18 protein-coding genes are annotated in these 16,323 nt (G+C 56.0%); 4 read left to right on the top strand and 14 right to left on the bottom strand.

The window, feature by feature from the left end; translation table 11 throughout:
* The coding region (locus B9P63_RS18350; protein WP_425439748.1) for an AMP-binding enzyme at nt 1-276 on the top strand (276 nt) is incomplete at its 5' end.
* A 60-nt stretch (nt 277-336) separates the two neighbouring features.
* On the opposite strand, the gene B9P63_RS18345 is transcribed toward B9P63_RS18350, so the two are convergent.
* On the bottom strand, nt 337-1,854 hold the full coding sequence (locus B9P63_RS18345) for an AMP-binding protein (protein ID WP_085311516.1): 1,518 nt from the start codon (nt 1,852-1,854) through the stop codon (nt 337-339).
* A 244-nt stretch (nt 1,855-2,098) separates the two neighbouring features.
* Here B9P63_RS18345 and accB point away from each other — a divergent pair, with 244 nt between their 5' ends.
* Genes accB through aat form a run of 3 tightly spaced genes read left to right on the top strand, consistent with a single transcriptional unit; the run spans nt 2,099 to nt 4,639 of the window.
* Nucleotides 2,099-2,581 (top strand): acetyl-CoA carboxylase biotin carboxyl carrier protein, encoded by a 483-nt coding sequence (gene accB / locus B9P63_RS18340; protein ID WP_085311514.1) that lies wholly within the window; start codon nt 2,099-2,101, stop codon nt 2,579-2,581.
* Nucleotides 2,582-2,590: 9 nt separating this feature from the next.
* Nucleotides 2,591-3,940 carry an acetyl-CoA carboxylase biotin carboxylase subunit gene (gene accC, locus B9P63_RS18335; RefSeq protein ID WP_085311512.1) on the top strand — a complete coding sequence of 450 codons (1,350 nt, stop codon included), beginning with the start codon at nt 2,591-2,593 and terminating at the stop codon, nt 3,938-3,940.
* Between the two features lie 51 nt (nt 3,941-3,991).
* Complete coding sequence (gene aat / locus B9P63_RS18330) at nt 3,992-4,639, top strand: leucyl/phenylalanyl-tRNA--protein transferase (protein ID WP_085311510.1); 648 nt, start codon at nt 3,992-3,994, stop codon at nt 4,637-4,639.
* On the opposite strand, the gene B9P63_RS18325 is transcribed toward aat, so the two are convergent.
* The 13 genes from B9P63_RS18325 to soxY form a co-directional block, all read right to left on the bottom strand.
* Nucleotides 4,603-4,968, bottom strand: coding sequence for a DUF2155 domain-containing protein (locus B9P63_RS18325; protein ID WP_085311508.1), 366 nt, complete (start codon nt 4,966-4,968; stop codon nt 4,603-4,605). The genes aat and B9P63_RS18325 overlap by 37 nt on opposite strands.
* Nucleotides 4,965-5,411 carry an outer membrane lipid asymmetry maintenance protein MlaD gene (gene mlaD, locus B9P63_RS18320; RefSeq protein ID WP_085311506.1) on the bottom strand — a complete coding sequence of 149 codons (447 nt, stop codon included), beginning with the start codon at nt 5,409-5,411 and terminating at the stop codon, nt 4,965-4,967. The genes B9P63_RS18325 and mlaD overlap by 4 nt, the downstream gene beginning before the upstream one ends.
* Nucleotides 5,412-5,439: 28 nt before the next feature.
* Nucleotides 5,440-5,823, bottom strand: a complete 384-nt coding sequence (locus tag B9P63_RS18315) for an NADH:ubiquinone oxidoreductase subunit NDUFA12 (protein ID WP_085311504.1) — start codon at nt 5,821-5,823, stop codon at nt 5,440-5,442.
* Between the two features lie 118 nt (nt 5,824-5,941).
* Complete coding sequence (clpX, locus tag B9P63_RS18310) at nt 5,942-7,207, bottom strand: ATP-dependent Clp protease ATP-binding subunit ClpX (protein WP_085311502.1); 1,266 nt, start codon at nt 7,205-7,207, stop codon at nt 5,942-5,944.
* Between the two features lie 152 nt (nt 7,208-7,359).
* Nucleotides 7,360-7,992 (bottom strand): ATP-dependent Clp protease proteolytic subunit, encoded by a 633-nt coding sequence (locus tag B9P63_RS18305; RefSeq protein ID WP_085311500.1) that lies wholly within the window; start codon nt 7,990-7,992, stop codon nt 7,360-7,362.
* 402 nt (nt 7,993-8,394) lie between these two features.
* Nucleotides 8,395-9,666: an NAD(P)/FAD-dependent oxidoreductase gene (locus B9P63_RS18300; protein WP_085311533.1), complete on the bottom strand. Its 1,272-nt coding sequence runs from the start codon at nt 9,664-9,666 to the stop codon at nt 8,395-8,397.
* A 34-nt stretch (nt 9,667-9,700) separates the two neighbouring features.
* Nucleotides 9,701-10,417 carry a c-type cytochrome gene (locus B9P63_RS18295; protein WP_085311498.1) on the bottom strand — a complete coding sequence of 239 codons (717 nt, stop codon included), beginning with the start codon at nt 10,415-10,417 and terminating at the stop codon, nt 9,701-9,703.
* On the bottom strand, nt 10,418-11,479 hold the full coding sequence (locus B9P63_RS18290; RefSeq protein ID WP_085311496.1) for a c-type cytochrome: 1,062 nt from the start codon (nt 11,477-11,479) through the stop codon (nt 10,418-10,420).
* A complete protein-coding gene (gene soxC / locus B9P63_RS18285; RefSeq protein WP_085311494.1) occupies nt 11,463-12,728 on the bottom strand; it encodes a sulfite dehydrogenase in 1,266 nt (421 codons plus the stop codon). Before soxC ends, B9P63_RS18290 begins: the two co-directional genes overlap by 17 nt.
* 26 nt (nt 12,729-12,754) lie before the next feature.
* Nucleotides 12,755-14,452, bottom strand: a complete 1,698-nt coding sequence (soxB, locus tag B9P63_RS18280; RefSeq protein ID WP_085311492.1) for a thiosulfohydrolase SoxB — start codon at nt 14,450-14,452, stop codon at nt 12,755-12,757.
* 103 nt (nt 14,453-14,555) lie between these two features.
* Nucleotides 14,556-15,404: a sulfur oxidation c-type cytochrome SoxA gene (gene soxA, locus B9P63_RS18275; RefSeq protein ID WP_085311490.1), complete on the bottom strand. Its 849-nt coding sequence runs from the start codon at nt 15,402-15,404 to the stop codon at nt 14,556-14,558.
* A 72-nt stretch (nt 15,405-15,476) separates the two neighbouring features.
* Nucleotides 15,477-15,806 carry a thiosulfate oxidation carrier complex protein SoxZ gene (soxZ, locus tag B9P63_RS18270; RefSeq protein WP_085311488.1) on the bottom strand — a complete coding sequence of 110 codons (330 nt, stop codon included), beginning with the start codon at nt 15,804-15,806 and terminating at the stop codon, nt 15,477-15,479.
* A gap of 74 nt (nt 15,807-15,880) precedes the next feature.
* Nucleotides 15,881-16,300 (bottom strand): thiosulfate oxidation carrier protein SoxY, encoded by a 420-nt coding sequence (gene soxY / locus B9P63_RS18265; protein WP_085311486.1) that lies wholly within the window; start codon nt 16,298-16,300, stop codon nt 15,881-15,883.
* Nucleotides 16,301-16,323 lie beyond the last annotated feature (23 nt).

Here is a 16,323-nt window from a genome sequence, read left to right as displayed (position 1 = left end):
GGCATTTATTGCTACGTGACGCTGATGAACGGCGAAGAGCCGTCTGACGAGTTGCTCAAAGAGCTTCGCACATGGGTGCGCACGGAGATTGGCCCCATCGCCTCGCCAGATGTGATCCAATGGGCCCCCGGCTTGCCCAAGACCCGCTCCGGCAAAATCATGCGCCGCATCCTGCGCAAAATCGCAGAAAACGACACAGGATCATTGGGCGATATTTCAACCCTCGCTGACCCCTCCGTCGTCGAAGACCTCATCAAAAACAGAGCTGGGGCGTAGCCCCCGACTAGGCGCGGCGACGCTGAAAACACTCAGCGCCGCCGCCCATTGCGAACAAATCTACAGATTTTCGAGCTGCTGCCTTAGGGAAGTCTTAAGAACTTTCCCGTAGTTGTTTTTGGGCAAACTGTCGATTTCAACGTAATGCTTGGGCCGCTTAAATCGCGCGATATGGTCAAGACAATGCGCGTCGAGGGCACTTATATCCATGTCGCCTGCCAGCATTGGCACGATAAAGGCAATAACTTCTTCGCCCCACTCGGGATGGGGCCGACCAACGACCGACACCTCGCTTACGCTCGCGTGCGTCAGCAATACTTCTTCAACCTCGCGCGGATAAATATTCGATCCGCCCGAAATAATCATATCCTTGGAACGATCAACCATATTTACATAGCCAGCCGCATCCATGAACCCCATGTCCCCGGTCATTAACCAACCGTCCAGAAGCACTCTGGCACTAGCATCGGGATTTTGCCAATAGCCCGGCATCACCGTATCGCCGCGCACCATGATTTCACCGGTGGTGCCAAGGGGCAGAGCCTGACCCGCACTATTGCCTATTTGCACCTGCACTGCCGATTGAGCCTGCCCGACCGAACCTAGACGCGCCCGCCAGTCGACGTGACTGCGATCAGACACATCCTCGCGCGACAGTGCGGTGATGCCCATCGGGCATTCCCCTTGTCCATAAATCTGGATGAAAATATCCCCGAAATGATTCACCGCTTCGATAATATCTGCCAGATACATCGGCCCGCCCGCATAGATCACACTGCGCAATCCTTTGCTGGTGCGCCCCGTGGCTTTGGCGCTTTGCGTCATCCGTTTCACCATCGTGGGCGCGGCAAACATATGGATTGATCCGAACTGCTCGGCCAAATCAAAAATCTCGACAGGTTCAAACCCGCGCGAGGGTGGGAAAATATGCGCAGCCCCTTTGAGAACATGGATCATATTGTAAATCCCGGCTCCATGAGACAGTGGCGCAGCATAGAGCGCACTATCCTTCTCAGCCACCCGATCCACGTCGGCGAAGTAACTAAGCGACATGGAAATTAGCATGCGATGCGTGATCATCACCCCTTTGGGTTGGCCCGTTGTTCCTGACGTGTAAAAAAGCCAAGCAAGATCATCGGGTTGGCGCAGCGCGCATGGAAGGGGCTGCGCAAATTCGAGGATTGGGGCAAAAGCCTTGCTTTCGACATCAATCAGCGCAGCCTGCATTCCCACCTTTTGAAGATCAGCCCCTTTCGCCCCGTTGGCAAAAACCACTGCAGCGCCAGAGTTTTCAATGATCCACGCCGCCTCGCGCCCATGAAGTTTGGCATTGATCGGCACGACCACCGCACCCGCGTACCATGCACCATATTGTACGAGCAAATATGCGGGAATATTCTCCATGAACATTGCAATGCGGTCGCCCGGACCGATCCCTTGTTCCATAAGCCAACCCGCGATGCTGCGCGCAGCGCAATCAAAAGCCGCATAGTCATAAACGCACTCAACACCTTCAAAAAGTGCTGGTTTTTCAGGAGATTGCCGCGCGCGCCGCTCTAACCAGCATCCAATGTTCATTCTGCGCTCCTTCTGCCTTGTTACGCATAACAACACCCAAACTGCGCGCAAAGGTCAACTCATCGGCGCACGCCAGCACACTTAGGCTAGAAATTTTGGTTTTTCCCCTCGAAATCCATGCAAAAACCGACCATCGTGCACACAAGGACAGCGTCTTTTCACGCAATGCGACTTGCCCTATAAGCGGCGGCACCGTAACGCGAAGAGACAGTCGCGAACACAGTCAGGGACATCGAGGAATAGCATGACCAAAAAATCACACGAGGCCGACGTTGAATTCATTCAGGCGCTGGCCGAGTTGCTGCGCGCGAACGATTTGACCGAATTGCAGGTCAAACGCGCCTATGGCGAGGATGACAGTCTCAATGTTCGTGTGAGCCGCGCCGCGCCCCAAATGGTGGCAGCGCCCGTTCAAATCGCGGCCCCTGCCGTAAGCGCCGCACCTGCGCCAAGCGTCCCTGTGGCTGCCGCCGCGGCCGACCCTGCCAGCCATCCGGGCGCGGTCACATCCCCCATGGTCGGCACCGTTTACATGCAGGCCGAGCCCAGCTCGCCCGCATTCGTTACCGTCGGCGCACAGGTTGCCGAGGGCGATACGTTGTTGATCGTTGAAGCGATGAAAACCATGAACCACATTCCTGCGCCACGCGCGGGTAAAATCACGCGTATTATGGTCGAAGATGGTTCGACCGTAGAATTTGGCGCGCCTTTGGTCATCATCGAATAAGGCGCTGATATGTTTGATAAAATTCTAATAGCTAACCGAGGTGAAATCGCGCTGCGCGTGATCCGAGCATGCCGCGAGATGGGCATCGCCTCTGTCGCCGTCCATTCGACCGCGGACACGGATGCGATGCACGTGCGCATGGCAGACGAGGCCGTTTGCATCGGCCCCCCCCCCGGTACCGACAGCTATCTGTCGATACCCGCGATCATCGCCGCTTGTGAAATCACTGGCGCGCAGGCGATCCATCCGGGCTATGGGTTCTTGTCCGAGAACTCGAATTTCGTGCAAATCATCGAAGACCACGAGCTGACGTTTATCGGCCCCACGGCCGAACATATTCGCGTGATGGGCGATAAGATTTCCGCCAAAGATACGATGAAAGCGCTTGGTGTGCCCTGCGTGCCTGGCTCTGCGGGCGGCGTTCCCACACTGGAAGATGCACAGCGGATCGGCGAAGAGGTCGGCTATCCGGTTATCGTCAAAGCGACGGCTGGCGGCGGTGGAAAAGGTATGAAAGTTGCGCAAACCGCAGCAGACATGGAAAGCGCCTTTATGACAGCGCGCGCCGAGGGCAAATCGAACTTCGGCAATGACGAAGTCTATATCGAGAAATATCTCACAACACCCCGCCACATTGAAATTCAGGTGTTCGGCGATGGCAAAGGGCGCGCCGTGCATCTGGGCGAGCGTGATTGCTCGCTTCAGCGGCGACACCAGAAGGTCTTCGAGGAGGCCCCCGGTCCGTCCATCAGCCCCGAGGAACGTGCAGCAATCGGCAAGACCTGCTCGGACGCAGTGGCAAAAATTAACTATATCGGCGCTGGAACAATCGAGTTTCTCTATGAAAATGGTGAGTTCTATTTCATCGAAATGAACACGCGCTTGCAGGTCGAACATCCCGTCACCGAGAGTATCTTCGGCGTCGATCTGGTACGCGAGCAAATTCGCGTCGCCGCAGGTCTGGATATGTCATTCATTCAGGAAGATTTGCACATCAACGGCCATTCCATCGAAGTGCGCATTAACGCTGAAAAACTGCCAAATTTCACGCCATGCCCCGGAAGAATCACGCAATATCATGCCCCTGGCGGTCTTGGCGTGCGCATGGATAGCGCGCTTTATGACGGCTACTCGATCCCGCCCTACTACGACAGTCTGATCGGCAAGTTGATCGTGCACGGGCGCGATCGTCCCGAGGCTTTGGCGCGCCTTAACCGTGCTTTGGGTGAATTGATCGTGGATGGCATCGATACAACCGTGCCTTTGTTTCATGCACTTTTGCAGGAGCCGGACGTGCTTTCGGGTGAATACAATATCCATTGGCTTGAGCATTGGCTGGAAACCAATCTTGGTGGGTAAACGCGCCGGATCGGGTTTTTGCCGACGCTGAATTTGCGTTAGGTTTTAGTTATGCCCAATGATGCCCCTGTTTTAACGCCTCAGATGCTTTTACATGCCTATCAGGCAGGCATTTTTCCCATGGCGGAATCACGGAGCGATCCAGAGCTTTTCTGGGTCGATCCGCGCCGCCGTGGAATTTTTGATCTGAACAGATTTCATGTGTCTCGCACACTCGCTAAGCGGCTTCGCACCGCGCCGTGGGACATTCGCACCGACACAAATTTTGATGCCGTCGTTGAAGCCTGCGCCGAGCGGGAAGATACTTGGATAAGCCACGATATTGCTCATCTTTACAGTAGCTTGCATAAAATGGGTCACGCCCATTCCCTTGAAATCTGGCATGGCTCGGAACTTGTCGGAGGCGTTTACGGTGTCGTATCCGGCACCGCATTTTTCGGGGAAAGCATGTTTTCGCGCGAGCCTGACGCGTCCAAAGCCGCGCTGGCCTATTTGATAGCGCATCTCGCGAACTGCGGATTTAGCTTATTCGACACCCAGTTCTTGACGGATCACTTGGCAACGCTGGGCGCGATAGAAATTTCGCGCGCAAAATATCACGCACTTTTACATGATGCACTTCAAAATCAGGCCTCGTTTACCCGACTTCCTCTACCCAGCCTTCAAGATATCTTGCAGCGCAGAACCCAAACATCATAGCGAGAATGCTCCATCGCGTTCAACGCAGGCGAGGACGCAACCATCCAGCCGTTAAATATGGCAACAGCCGTTTCGGTTTCACTAATGTCAAAAAAGGCGAACGCATCGTTGGACGGCGCACCCTCTGGATAGCGGCAGGCACGCAGCACGACTGTCAATTGGCCGATTTGCAAGCTCGCACCGCTGGCAAGCGTGTAATTCGTGCTCTGTCCGCTGACTTTATCAAGAACGCGGATGTCTGCGCCTGATCCACTCAGAACAGCCTGCTGCCCTGATACTGGCAATGCGCAGAAGCAAGCGATTGAAAGCGCTGCGAAAAATTTGGTCATTCACCAGATCCCGAAACGAATTTCAACAACAAGGAAACAAGGCTGACCGCACTTTGCGTGTCTTCAATTTCGGCATCCGGCTCGAACATAAAGGGGGAACCGCCCGGAACGATCTCAACGAAATTGCCACCCAAAAGCCCTTCGGAAGCAATCGTGATCGCACTGTCATCGGGGATTTCTATACCTTCTTTGACAAGGATTATCGTATCCGCACGAAAGGTTTTCGGATTCAACACAACAGAGTTGACCGATCCGATTTTCACCCCTGCGAGGCGCACATCAGTGCCGACATTCACCCCTTCGAGCGAACGAAAACTCGCGGTCAATGGATAGCTTGCCGCGTTGCCGCCCGCGCCTGTGATCTGCGCGGCATAGGTCAGGAAACCGACTGCAACAGCGAGCACCGCTCCCCCGACCAGAACTTCTGTCTTGCTCTGTGTCATCGCTTTGCCCCTGCCTTGCGCCGCGATCTCACTTTGGCACCCATGCCTCGTAATCACTGCGATCCGCGGGCTGCGCGCGCCGGATTGACCCGGAGGGCGCATAGGCAAGCGCTGTGCCCGTCAGGTTTTCCTGATGTGGTATTTCCCATGATTTGTGCGGCAATGGTTTGTCCGTGGGAGGTTCGTCCCATGTGTGATGCAGCCAGCCGTGCCAATCAGGACTAATCTTGCTCGCTTCAATTTCACCGTTGTAAATAACCCAACGCTTTGATTTATCGCGATTAACGTAATAAATATTCCCCATATCATCCTCACCGACGCGCACACCTTTGCGCCATGTGAACAACTGTGTGTTCAGGGTTTGACCATCCCACCAAGTGAAAACGCGCAGGATTTTACTGACAATGCCCATGGGAAACTCCGCTTGTGTTTGCCTTGATATGCCTGATTGTAGCAGCAAGGTCTAGGGGCCTTACAACGCACAAAGGCGGACAAATCGCCCGCCTTTGCTGAAAATTTCCGGTATCGGCTTAGCTCGCAGAGGCCGACTCTTTCTTGCTCTCGCCGTGGATCATCAGCGGCGCAGCATCGGAATTAACCGCTTCTTCGTTCACCACCACTTCGGTCACACTATCGAGGCCCGGCAGCTCGAACATCGTGTCGAGCAAAATATCCTCGAGGATCGAACGCAGACCACGTGCGCCAGTTTTACGCTGGATCGCACGCTTTGCGATCGCACTCAGCGCGTCCTCAGTGAAGGTCAATTGCGTCGATTCGATCTCGAACAGGCGCTGGTATTGCTTCACCAGCGCGTTCTTCGGTTCCGTCAGGATCGTGACAAGGGCATCCTCGTCCAGATCTTCAAGCGTCGCAAGAACGGGCAAACGACCCACGAATTCAGGGATCAAGCCAAACTTGAGAAGATCTTCCGGCTCCAGATCGTTAAAAATCTCGCCGATACCGCGCGCATCATTGTCGCGCACATCTGCGCCAAAACCCATCGCCGAGCCTTTGCCGCGCGCCGCAATGATCTTGTCCAGACCCGCAAACGCACCGCCGCAGATGAACAGGATGTTCGTCGTATCCACTTGCAGGAATTCCTGCTGCGGATGCTTGCGCCCACCTTGGGGTGGAACGGACGCAACCGTGCCCTCCATCAGCTTCAGCAAAGCCTGCTGCACACCCTCGCCCGAAACATCACGTGTGATCGATGGGTTCTCGGATTTGCGCGTAATTTTATCTACTTCGTCAATATAGACGATACCACGCTGTGCGCGTTCGACATTATATTCGGACGATTGCAGCAACTTGAGGATGATGTTTTCAACGTCCTCACCGACATAGCCCGCTTCGGTGAGCGTCGTCGCATCCGCCATGGTAAATGGAACATCCAGAATCCGTGCCAGCGTCTGCGCAAGTAAAGTCTTGCCGCAGCCGGTTGGACCAACAAGCAAAATATTGGATTTCGCCAGTTCGATCTCGCTGTTTTTTTCAGCATGGTTCAGGCGTTTATAGTGGTTGTGCACCGCAACCGCGAGCACCCGCTTTGCACGCGCCTGACCAATCACATAGTCATCCAGAACCTTCGCGATATCCTTCGGCGTCGGAACACCTTCAGAGCTTTTCAGCCCCGCCGTCTTTGTCTCTTCGCGAATGATATCCATGCAAAGTTCAACGCATTCATCACAGATAAACACCGTTGGTCCCGCAATAAGTTTACGCACCTCATGCTGGCTTTTGCCGCAGAAGCTACAATAGAGCGTGTTTTTGCTGTCGCCGCTGGAGTTGCTCGCCATTGCTCACCTTTCGGGCTGCCGCCCTTATTCATCTTTGGCACAACGCCTGTCATCGCACCGTATATCTCGCGTAGCTTATGGGAGCCTGCCCCGAGCCACAATCGCAAAAATCGGCGCGCATCCCCCGATTTGGTTGATGCGCGCCGGCTGTCTTAATCCTCGGTCTCGTCGCCCTTGGCGCGCGTTTCGAGAATTTCGTCGATCAGGCCGAACTCTTTCGCATCTTCAGGCGACATGAAGTTGTCACGCTCAAGCGCATTTTCGACCTTTTTGAGCGTTTGACCTGTGTGTTTCACGTAAATCTCGTTCAAACGCGTCTTGAGCTTTTGCGTCTCTTCCGCGTGAATCATAATGTCCGTTGCCTGGCCCTGATAACCGCCGGAGGGCTGGTGCACCATGATGCGGCTGTTTGGCAAAGAGAAACGCATGCCCTTTTCACCCGCCGTGAGCAAAAGCGAACCCATAGAAGCCGCCTGGCCAATCACCAGCGTCGATACTTTGGGGCGGATGTATTGCATGGTGTCGTAGATCGACAGACCCGAGGTCACAACGCCGCCGGGGCTGTTGATATACATGCTGATCTCTTTTGACGGGTTTTCCGCCTCAAGATGCAAAAGCTGTGCGACGATCAGGCTCGACATACCGTCGTGCACTGGGCCGTTCAGGAAAATAATGCGCTCTTTCAACAGGCGCGAGAAAATGTCGTATGCGCGCTCCCCGCGGCTGGTCTGTTCGACCACCATGGGAACCAGCGTGTTCATATATGTCTCTATCGGGTCTTTCATATCTCGCCTGCCTACTGCTGCTATGGTTGCTTATCACATGAAGCACTAAGAGAGTCTTAGTGCTGCCCCAAGGGGGCTGCAAGGGGGGCGACCCAAGTCAAAGGCGCGCAGCGGTGTGATGTGTCACGTCTTAGACTTGAATTGTGGACAAAATATTCCCTTTTGGCAACGTTGCGGCCAACTATATGCTCGTTGATCCAGGTCGCACCAAGCGCCCACTAATTTCAAGCGGTGCTCGATCGCAAGGGCATTATGATCGGCGATGGGCTAAGCATTGAAAACCTCTCTCAGCGCACAGGCGCAACGCCAAATCGATTGCGCAGTGATATTTCTACCCAAAATGCAAAAACCGCGCCCCATTCAGAGGCGCGGCCTGATACGTTTTGATCGAGCAGTAAACGCCTAGCCGAACATGTCGGAGGTGATGCCCGAATACCAGCCGATGCTTTCCTCGTAAGTCGCCTTGCGCAGCGCCGCATCCTCGCCCGTGGCCGAAATGAAGCCATCGACCTTGGCGATTTTCTCGTCCGTCGCCTCGTAAGTGGCACCAACCTTAACCCCATTGTCCGTGTCGATCAGCGACCAACAGGTGTTGGAGAACTTCGCAGGGAACACTTTAGACCCCGTCAGCGCACCGCGTACAGCCATGGCTGCGACCTTGGCTTGCGAGTTGGCCGAGAAACCGGATTTCGGCATATCGCCCTGATTGGTCGCATCACCAAGCACGTGAATGTTTTCATCCATACGGCTCTGCATTGTGTGACCCGACACAGGCGCCCAATTGCCCTCGGTTATGCCCGCCATTTCGCAAATGCGACCAGCTTTCATCGCTGGGATGACGTTGCAGGCATCCACCTTGGTCACTTCGCCGTCGATGGAAACGGTCATCGCTTCGGGATCAACTTCGACATTGGCACCGCCAAAGTCCGATCCGATCCAATCGACCATGCCCGCATAATTATCGGCCCATCCCTCTTGGAAAAGCCCCATCTTGGAGAATTTTGGCTTGGGGTCGGCTACGATTATCTTGGCCGTCGGATTGGTGTTCTTCAGCAAATGCGCGACCATGGAGACCCGCTCGTAGGGACCGGGTGGGCAGCGATAAGGATTTGGCGGCGCGACCATCGCAAAAGTTCCGCCCTGCGGCATCGCCTCGATCTGCGCCTTCAGCAGCTCCATCTGGCTGCCGCCCTTGTAGGCATGGGGCATCTTGTTTTGCGCGGATAGATCCCAGCCCGCGACCGCGCCATCGACAAAATCAATACCGGGGCTAAGGATCAAGCGGTCATAGGGCACGGAGCCACCCCCAGCGAGCGCGACAGTGCGCGCATCGCGGTCGATCCCGACGGCCCAGTCATGCACCACGTTGATGCCGTACTGGGAGGCCAGCGTGCCGTAGCTATGGGCAAGCGAATCCGCCTCGCGAAAGCCGCCAATATAGAGGTTGGAGAAGAAACAGGTGTAATAGCTGCGCGTCGGCTCGATCAAGGTGACGTCGATCTCGCCTTTGCTGTCCTTGGCCAGATAGCGCGCAGCGGTCGCGCCGCCCGCACCGCCGCCGACAACCACGACCTTGGGTCTGCCATGCGCCGCGCCGTGCACCATGGGCGCCGACAAAACCGAAGCTGCAGCCGCAGCGCCAGTGCCGATAAAGACTCGTCTATTCAGTTTCATTTGTGTTTCCTCCCATGAAAACATTAAGGGCCGGTTACTCCAACTCCTTAAAATACACGGCAAGCGCCGCGATCTCTTCGTCCGACAAGCGCGACGCCATCATTTGCATCACAGGATGTGGGCGTAGCTTTTGTTTATAAGCGTGCATTGCGATGACGAAATCTTCTTCCGGCCAACGCGTTATCGAAGGTATACCCTGATCAGAACCGCTAGATTGGTGACAGGTCAAGCATTCATTCGCCAGATATTCACCATAATCACGATCCCCGACGATCGCCAGAATTTCCGGGGCCAAAGCGACCTCTACGGCCTGCGCCGTTGGTTCGGCTTCGGGAATATTGGCCGGATCGTCGGAAAAGCGGCGCAGATAGGCCAGAACGTCATGGCGGTCCTGTTCGTCCTTGATGCCGCGAAAACTCATCCGTGTGCCGGACACCAGCGCCTTGGGATTTTCGATATAGGCATCAAGATATTCATAATCCCAAACCAGCCCCTCGGCGGCAGCACGTTTCAAAGCTTTGGAATAAAAGAACCCCTCGATCGCACCAGCGGGCGCGCCGAAGATACCGTTAAGCAAAGGGCCCGTGCGGTTCTTGGCGCTCGGGCCGACCTGATGACAGCCCGAACAGGTGCGAAATATCTTTGCACCGTTTTCAGCGTCGCCAAGCGGAACGGCGGTTTCTTCAGCGTGAAGCGCCGCCCCGCTCAGTAGCAGGGCGGCAAGGGCGGCAGCTTTGAGACCGCGCCGCATTTATGGGCTCACCGACTTCAGATATTCGGTGACCGCTTTGATATCATCGTCCTTCTTAAGGCCCGCGAAAGACATCTTGGTCTTGTTGACGTATTCACGCGGCTTGGCGAGGAAGGCGGCCAAAGTCTCTTCGTTCCAAACCAAACCTTCTGCGCCCATTTCTTCCATGGTCTTGGAATATCTGAACCCTTCAATTCCTCCCAAGGGACGCCCGAAAAGATCATTCAGATGCGGGCCTGAACGGCTTTTTGCGCCCTCTCCGACCATGTGGCAGGATTTGCACTTCTTGAAAACCTTTTCGCCCGCTTCGGCCAGCTCAGCATCAAAAGCTGCAAGCACAATTTCCTCGGGGGCCTCTTCGACAACGGCGACCTCTTGCACGGGTTCCTCTTCAGCGACCTCCAAGGCGGCGTCTTCGGTGCTTTCGCCCTCATCAGGGGTCACATCGAGAACCGTCGCGCGCATGGTGATCTCGACGCTGTCCTTACAATCACTCATGCAAGGCTCGGCCTTCCAGAAATGCGCTTCTGTGGTATCGCGATCATCAAGGATAAAGCCGTCTGCGTTGGGCATTTCGACTTCGAGGAAGTTTTCGCGCGAGAGCACGAAATCGTCATCCACCAGATCGTTTGAATAAAGAATATACGCGACGATCGCATAGGTGTCGTCATCGCTCAGGCTTTGTGCATCGCCAAACGGCATCGAGCGGTGCACGTAATCCCAAGCGGTGCTGAGGTGGGGCCAGAAAGAGCCAACCGTTTTCAGAGGATCCTCGCGGTCGAGCGTGCCCATGCCGCCCGCAAGTTTCGGCCAGTTGTCCACGCCCTCCGCAAAATCACCGTGGCAGGCGGCGCAAGCGTCGGCAAAGACTTCCTCGCCATAGAGCACGGAGCCGGAGCCCTCGGGTAGACCTGTGCCATCGGGGCTGACATCATGGTCCCAGCTTGCAACTTCCTCGGGCAGGGCCGCGCGACCAAGGCCCATTTTTTCGGCCATCGCAGGCGCAGCGATAAGGCTGGCGCAGAGAGCCGTCGAGCCTACCAGTTTAAGAAACTTCGACATTTTCCGCCTCTCCATTTGTCTTTACATGCCATGTCTGGATGCAGTTGTTGTGATAGATCGAGTTCAAACCGCGCACTTCGCGCAGCTCGGTTTTGGTGGGTTGAACATAACCCTCGCTGTCCATCGCGCGGCTTTGCAGCAGCATTTCAGAGCCGTCCCAATCTATATCAAGATAGAAGCGCGACAGCGCCATATCCTGACCGGGGGCCGCGAGACGCGCCTCCTGCCAGCTCATGCCGCCGTCGATGGACACGTCCACGCGGGTGATCGCGCCGCGCCCCGACCATGCAAGGCCAGTGATAACCAGCGGGCCTTTGCCGTGTTTGATGGGCGATTGCGGACTGGGCGATGTGATCACGGATTTCGCATCCATGACCCATGTCCATTTGCGCGCGATACCGTTTTCCAGAACGTCGGTATATTTTGACGTTTCTTCACGGCTTTCCACTGCGTTTTCAACAACTTCAATCCGGCGCAGCCATTTGACCCACATGTTGCCTTCCCAACCGGGAACAACCAAGCGCACAGGATACCCATGTTCCATCCGCAGCGCTTCGCCGTTGGCTTTGAACGCGATCATGCAATCGTCCAGCGCCTTTTCCAGCGGGATCGAGCGGCCGTTAGAGGAGGCATCATGCCCCTCGACATAGACCCATTTGCCCTCCGGTTTGATACCGGATTCTTCCAAAAGCGTTCGCAAGGTAACGCCAGTATATTCCATGTTGTGAATCATGCCATGGGTGAACTGCGCGCCGTTTAGCTGTGCGCCGGCCCACTCCATCCCTGTGTTCGCGGCGCATTCCAGGAAGAAGGTGCGCGTCACGCGCGGAAAACGCTCCAAGTCTTCATAGGTGAAGATCAGCGGCTCATCCACGAGGCCATGGATCATCAGGCGGTACTCGTCCTTGGACATTTCGATCGCGCCGGAGTGATGACGCTCGAACGCGCAGCCTTGCGGCGTGATCGTGCCGTCGAGCGCGTGAATTGGCGTGAAGTTGATCGAGCTGATCGTATCCGCCGTCAACCACTCCACATTGCGGCGCACCACATCACCCTCGAACTGGATCGGCAAGCCGTAGGGCGTTTCATCCACACCAACGCCAAGCCCCGCGGCGAAGTCTTGTGTTTCCATGATCAGCGGATCACCCGCCGCATGCACCGCGCCGCCCGCGAGGGTGCCAGCGCCGACAGCCGCCGCGCCAGACAAGAACTGACGACGAGAGGCATTTTTCAAATGTGTATCAGACATTTGCTGCTCCTGTTTAATGTTTTACTTTAGACGCCAACAACCGTGACGGAATTATTCGGATCAAGTTTGATCGTGCCTTGCGCGCGGATATGATCTTCGACCACATCCCAGATTTGCGGACCCTCCGTGGCCTCATTCACTGACGCCCAACCGGCGACCATGTAGGTCTTGCTCGGATCGATTTTTTCACCGGTTTTCAGCAAGGTCATGTCGGTGATCCGCTCGCCCTGCTTTTTGGTGACGTCGATACGGTAGCCCATGCCACCAATGCGCACCATGTCGCCGCCCTGTTGATAATAAGGGTCGGGATTGAACAGGTTATCGGCCACGTCCTCAAGAATAACATGGATGAATTCGCCTGTCATTTCAGTGCGGTACGCCTTGCCATAGGTCATCGAGGTAACGTTGTAGATATCTTCGCGGGTGATGTCTTGGCCCGGCAGAATGCTCGGGCCCCAGCGCACACCGGGCGACATGGCAATATCTGCCTCGCGCTCGGAAATCAGCGCATCGCAGATCAGATCGTCCCATGAGCCGTTAAAGTTACCGCGACGATAGAGCAGGCTATCGGTCTTACCGATGACTTCGCCCAGCTCGCTCGCAAACGGCGCGCGCTGCTCGTCGATAAGTGCCGCGACCTCTTTGTCAGGCTCGATCACGTCAGAGAAAATCGGGATCAGCTTGTGCCGGAACCCCATCATGCGCCCGTCGCGCACGTCCAGATCAACGCGGGAGACGAACTTGCCGTTAGAGCCGGAAGCGACGATGATGGTCTCGCCCACAAGCGCAGGTTCGGGCAAAGCATCATGTGTGTGACCCGAGAGGATCACATCGATGCCTTTGACAATGCCCGCCATCTTCTTGTCCACGTCAAAACCATTGTGGCTTAGACAGACAACCAGTTCAGCACCCTGCCCGCGCACCTCATCAACCATTTCCTGCATCCGCTCATCTCGGATACCGAAGGAATATTCGGGGAACATCCAGCCCGGATTAGCGATGGGCATATAAGGAAAGGCTTGACCGATAACGGCGATCTTCACGCCGCCGCGTTCAAAGAATTGATAGGGCGGGAACAGATCTGTCGGCTCGTCCCACTCCGCATCGAAAATGTTCTGGCCAAGAGCCGCAAACGGCAAGCCTTCAACGATCTCCGCAACGCGGTCCGAGCCAAGCGTGAATTCCCAGTGGAACGTCATCGCGTCAGGCTTGAGCGCGTTCATCACGTTGACCATGTCCTGCCCTTCGGTCTTGAGGCAGGTGTAGCTGCCGTGCCACGTATCGCCGCCATCAAGCAGCAAGGCGTCAGGGCGATCCGCGCGGATCGAGTTCAGAACAGTCGCAACGCGGTCAAGGCCACCGACGCGGCCATAGGACTGCGCAAGGGAGGAAAAATCATCATGGCTCAGCGCATAAGCAGAGGGCGATCCATCTTCGATGCCATAAAGCTTGCGGAACTCCGCGCCCGTCACATGGGGCACCGCGCCCTTGTTGCTTCCGACACCGATATTGACCTCGGGCTCGCGAAAGTAGATCGGTTTCATCTGCGCGTGGATATCGGTGATGTGCATCAGGGTCACGTTGCCGAAGGTGTCAAAGTCCAGCAGCTTGTCCTGCGTCATAGCCTGCTGCGCGCCGAGGCGGGCCCAATTACCGAAACCGGATGCCCCGTATAGCGCCGAAGCGGCCATGGAAACTTGCAGAAAATCGCGGCGAGAGATCATGGGTAAAGGCTTTCTGTTTTCGACGCACACATATGCGCATGTTTGAATGGATCAGATATGAAAAACCCCGCCCGCCGGTAGGCACGCGGGGTTCCTCAGATATTTAGTTACGAACGGATGGGCCCTCGACGCTCAAACCGTTACCGCGGCTTGCGACATAAAGCTCGAGCGCAACGAATTCCTTGCTGCCCGGGTTATATGTCTCGGCGCGCGTGTCACGTACGCAGCCCTTAAAGCGCGAATGTGCGCCGTTCAGCTTGGCGTTCTTGAGGCGGTACACAGGGAAACCGTTGGTCTGGCCTTGGCTCAGGTGATCCGCACGGATCATCATGCCATAGCTGTCCTCGTGGCAAGTGGCGCAGCTTAGATCAAGCTGACCGGTGCGCGTGTAATACAGCTCCTTGCCCATTTCCCACGTTGATTGCGCCGGACCGTCGATTGCGACGTTCACAGGCAGGCCGCGCGACACGGACGACAGCGCTGCTTCCATATTGATGGCTGTGCCGCTGTCATATTTCCACGCCTCTGCGCCCATGCGCGAGGTGCGGCAATCGTTCACCTGCATTTGCAGCGTGCGAACTTCACCAGCGGCCTCGTTCCACTTGGGATATGTGGCTCTTACGCCTGCCATCGAGTCCATGTCGTTATGGCACGACGAGCATGATTTATCCTCGCTCCCCTCAACGGTGTCCCATGTTTCCAGACCTGCCTCGACGAAAACCATGCCTGGATTGTCGAAGTCATCCAATTGCATCGCTTGCGTCTCGTCAGAGCGGAAGTGCCAGCCGGACATCACCTGATCGAGAGCATCTGCGACATGCGCAGGTGCGGCCGTCTTGGTGACCATTTCGGTCTCTTCATTGAGAACCATCGTATCGTCGTCGGCCTCGGCAAGGGCGAACGTCGGTGCAAGCATTACTGCTGCAATGGCCGTCATAGCTCTAAATTTCATGTCTTTCCTCCCTTGCTGGGGGACTGCTGCCCAAACTGCGCAGCACCCGCCCCAGCGTTGCGATGTGCGATCTTAACCAATCGCTACTTTTTTGCTTTCGTCGTAGACGGAGCCGTCGTCATCATACCATGTGAACTTGAATTCACCGGCCTCGGGGACAGTCGCGTCGAACTGGAAATACGGGTTGGTCGAGATCGCAGGCTCAAGCGTTACGTCGATCACGCTCTCGCCGTTGAATTCGGCAGTAAAGCGATTGATGATCGAACGCGGGATCTTGTTGCCCTCTTTGTCCTTACGCTGACCGGACTCCATATTGTGACTGATCAGCGTCTTGATCGTAATGGCCTCGCCAGCTGCTGCCGTCTTCGGGACCTTGACGCGGGGTTTTACACCAGATGCCATAGTTTTTGTCTCCTTACTTTTGTATCGCACAATTTCTTCCGAAAACCGGTTCCCCGTTTTCGGATTGCACGCATTTAGCCGCCGCAGCCGCCAATTGTGACCTTAACCGTCTGCGCCGCGCGCACGAAGCTGCCATCGGCCATTTTGGCGATCGCGACCACGTCCTGCGTGCCGGCAAGGCGGATACGTGTGGATGCGGACTGCGCTGCTGCGAGCGGTCCAAAGTTAAACTGCGCAACGCCCGGTGTCGGGTTGCCAGCCGCCAGCAACAAAATGGACGTCGCGCCGGGCGCGGCCACTTCGACGGGAACGGTGTTGCCGTTTTCCGCGATCTCGGGCGCGGTCAGCGTCAGGCCGCCCGTCCCTACATCCGCGCCGCCGGTAAATGCGGAGATCGCATCATCCGTGGCAGCCGCGCTCAGCTGGAAGGGAAGAACCGTCAGCGCGGCGGCACCAAGCCCCAACGCCAGCGTGTCTCTACGTGAGAATTCCATATCTATCTCCTTAAGTCCGTCGC

Origin of the sequence: Planktotalea arctica, from assembly GCF_002105285.1 — a bacterium.
In the GTDB taxonomy this organism is placed as follows: domain Bacteria; phylum Pseudomonadota; class Alphaproteobacteria; order Rhodobacterales; family Rhodobacteraceae; genus Planktotalea; species Planktotalea arctica.
The sequence above is the reverse complement of the archived record's forward strand: the minus strand, read 5'-3'. Positions and strand labels throughout refer to the sequence as shown.

Excerpts from the sequence above, each read along its gene's own strand:
- accB (WP_085311514.1), top strand. The coding sequence starts at position 2,099 with ATGACCAAAAAATCACACGAGGCCGACGTTGAATTCATTCAGGCGCTG.
- clpX (WP_085311502.1), bottom strand. The coding sequence starts at position 7,207 with ATGGCGAGCAACTCCAGCGGCGACAGCAAAAACACGCTCTATTGTAGC.
- soxB (WP_085311492.1), bottom strand. The coding sequence starts at position 14,452 with ATGATCTCTCGCCGCGATTTTCTGCAAGTTTCCATGGCCGCTTCGGCG.
- soxY (WP_085311486.1), bottom strand. The coding sequence starts at position 16,300 with ATGGAATTCTCACGTAGAGACACGCTGGCGTTGGGGCTTGGTGCCGCC.
- soxZ (WP_085311488.1), bottom strand. The coding sequence starts at position 15,806 with ATGGCATCTGGTGTAAAACCCCGCGTCAAGGTCCCGAAGACGGCAGCA.
- B9P63_RS18345 (WP_085311516.1), bottom strand. The coding sequence starts at position 1,854 with ATGAACATTGGATGCTGGTTAGAGCGGCGCGCGCGGCAATCTCCTGAA.
- B9P63_RS18290 (WP_085311496.1), bottom strand. The coding sequence starts at position 11,479 with ATGTCGAAGTTTCTTAAACTGGTAGGCTCGACGGCTCTCTGCGCCAGC.
- mlaD (WP_085311506.1), bottom strand. The coding sequence starts at position 5,411 with ATGACACAGAGCAAGACAGAAGTTCTGGTCGGGGGAGCGGTGCTCGCT.
- B9P63_RS18305 (WP_085311500.1), bottom strand. The coding sequence starts at position 7,992 with ATGAAAGACCCGATAGAGACATATATGAACACGCTGGTTCCCATGGTG.
- B9P63_RS18325 (WP_085311508.1), bottom strand. The coding sequence starts at position 4,968 with ATGACCAAATTTTTCGCAGCGCTTTCAATCGCTTGCTTCTGCGCATTG.
- aat (WP_085311510.1), top strand. The coding sequence starts at position 3,992 with ATGCCCAATGATGCCCCTGTTTTAACGCCTCAGATGCTTTTACATGCC.
- soxA (WP_085311490.1), bottom strand. The coding sequence starts at position 15,404 with ATGAAATTTAGAGCTATGACGGCCATTGCAGCAGTAATGCTTGCACCG.
- soxC (WP_085311494.1), bottom strand. The coding sequence starts at position 12,728 with ATGTCTGATACACATTTGAAAAATGCCTCTCGTCGTCAGTTCTTGTCT.
- accC (WP_085311512.1), top strand. The coding sequence starts at position 2,591 with ATGTTTGATAAAATTCTAATAGCTAACCGAGGTGAAATCGCGCTGCGC.
- B9P63_RS18315 (WP_085311504.1), bottom strand. The coding sequence starts at position 5,823 with ATGGGCATTGTCAGTAAAATCCTGCGCGTTTTCACTTGGTGGGATGGT.
- B9P63_RS18300 (WP_085311533.1), bottom strand. The coding sequence starts at position 9,666 with ATGAAACTGAATAGACGAGTCTTTATCGGCACTGGCGCTGCGGCTGCA.
- B9P63_RS18295 (WP_085311498.1), bottom strand. The coding sequence starts at position 10,417 with ATGCGGCGCGGTCTCAAAGCTGCCGCCCTTGCCGCCCTGCTACTGAGC.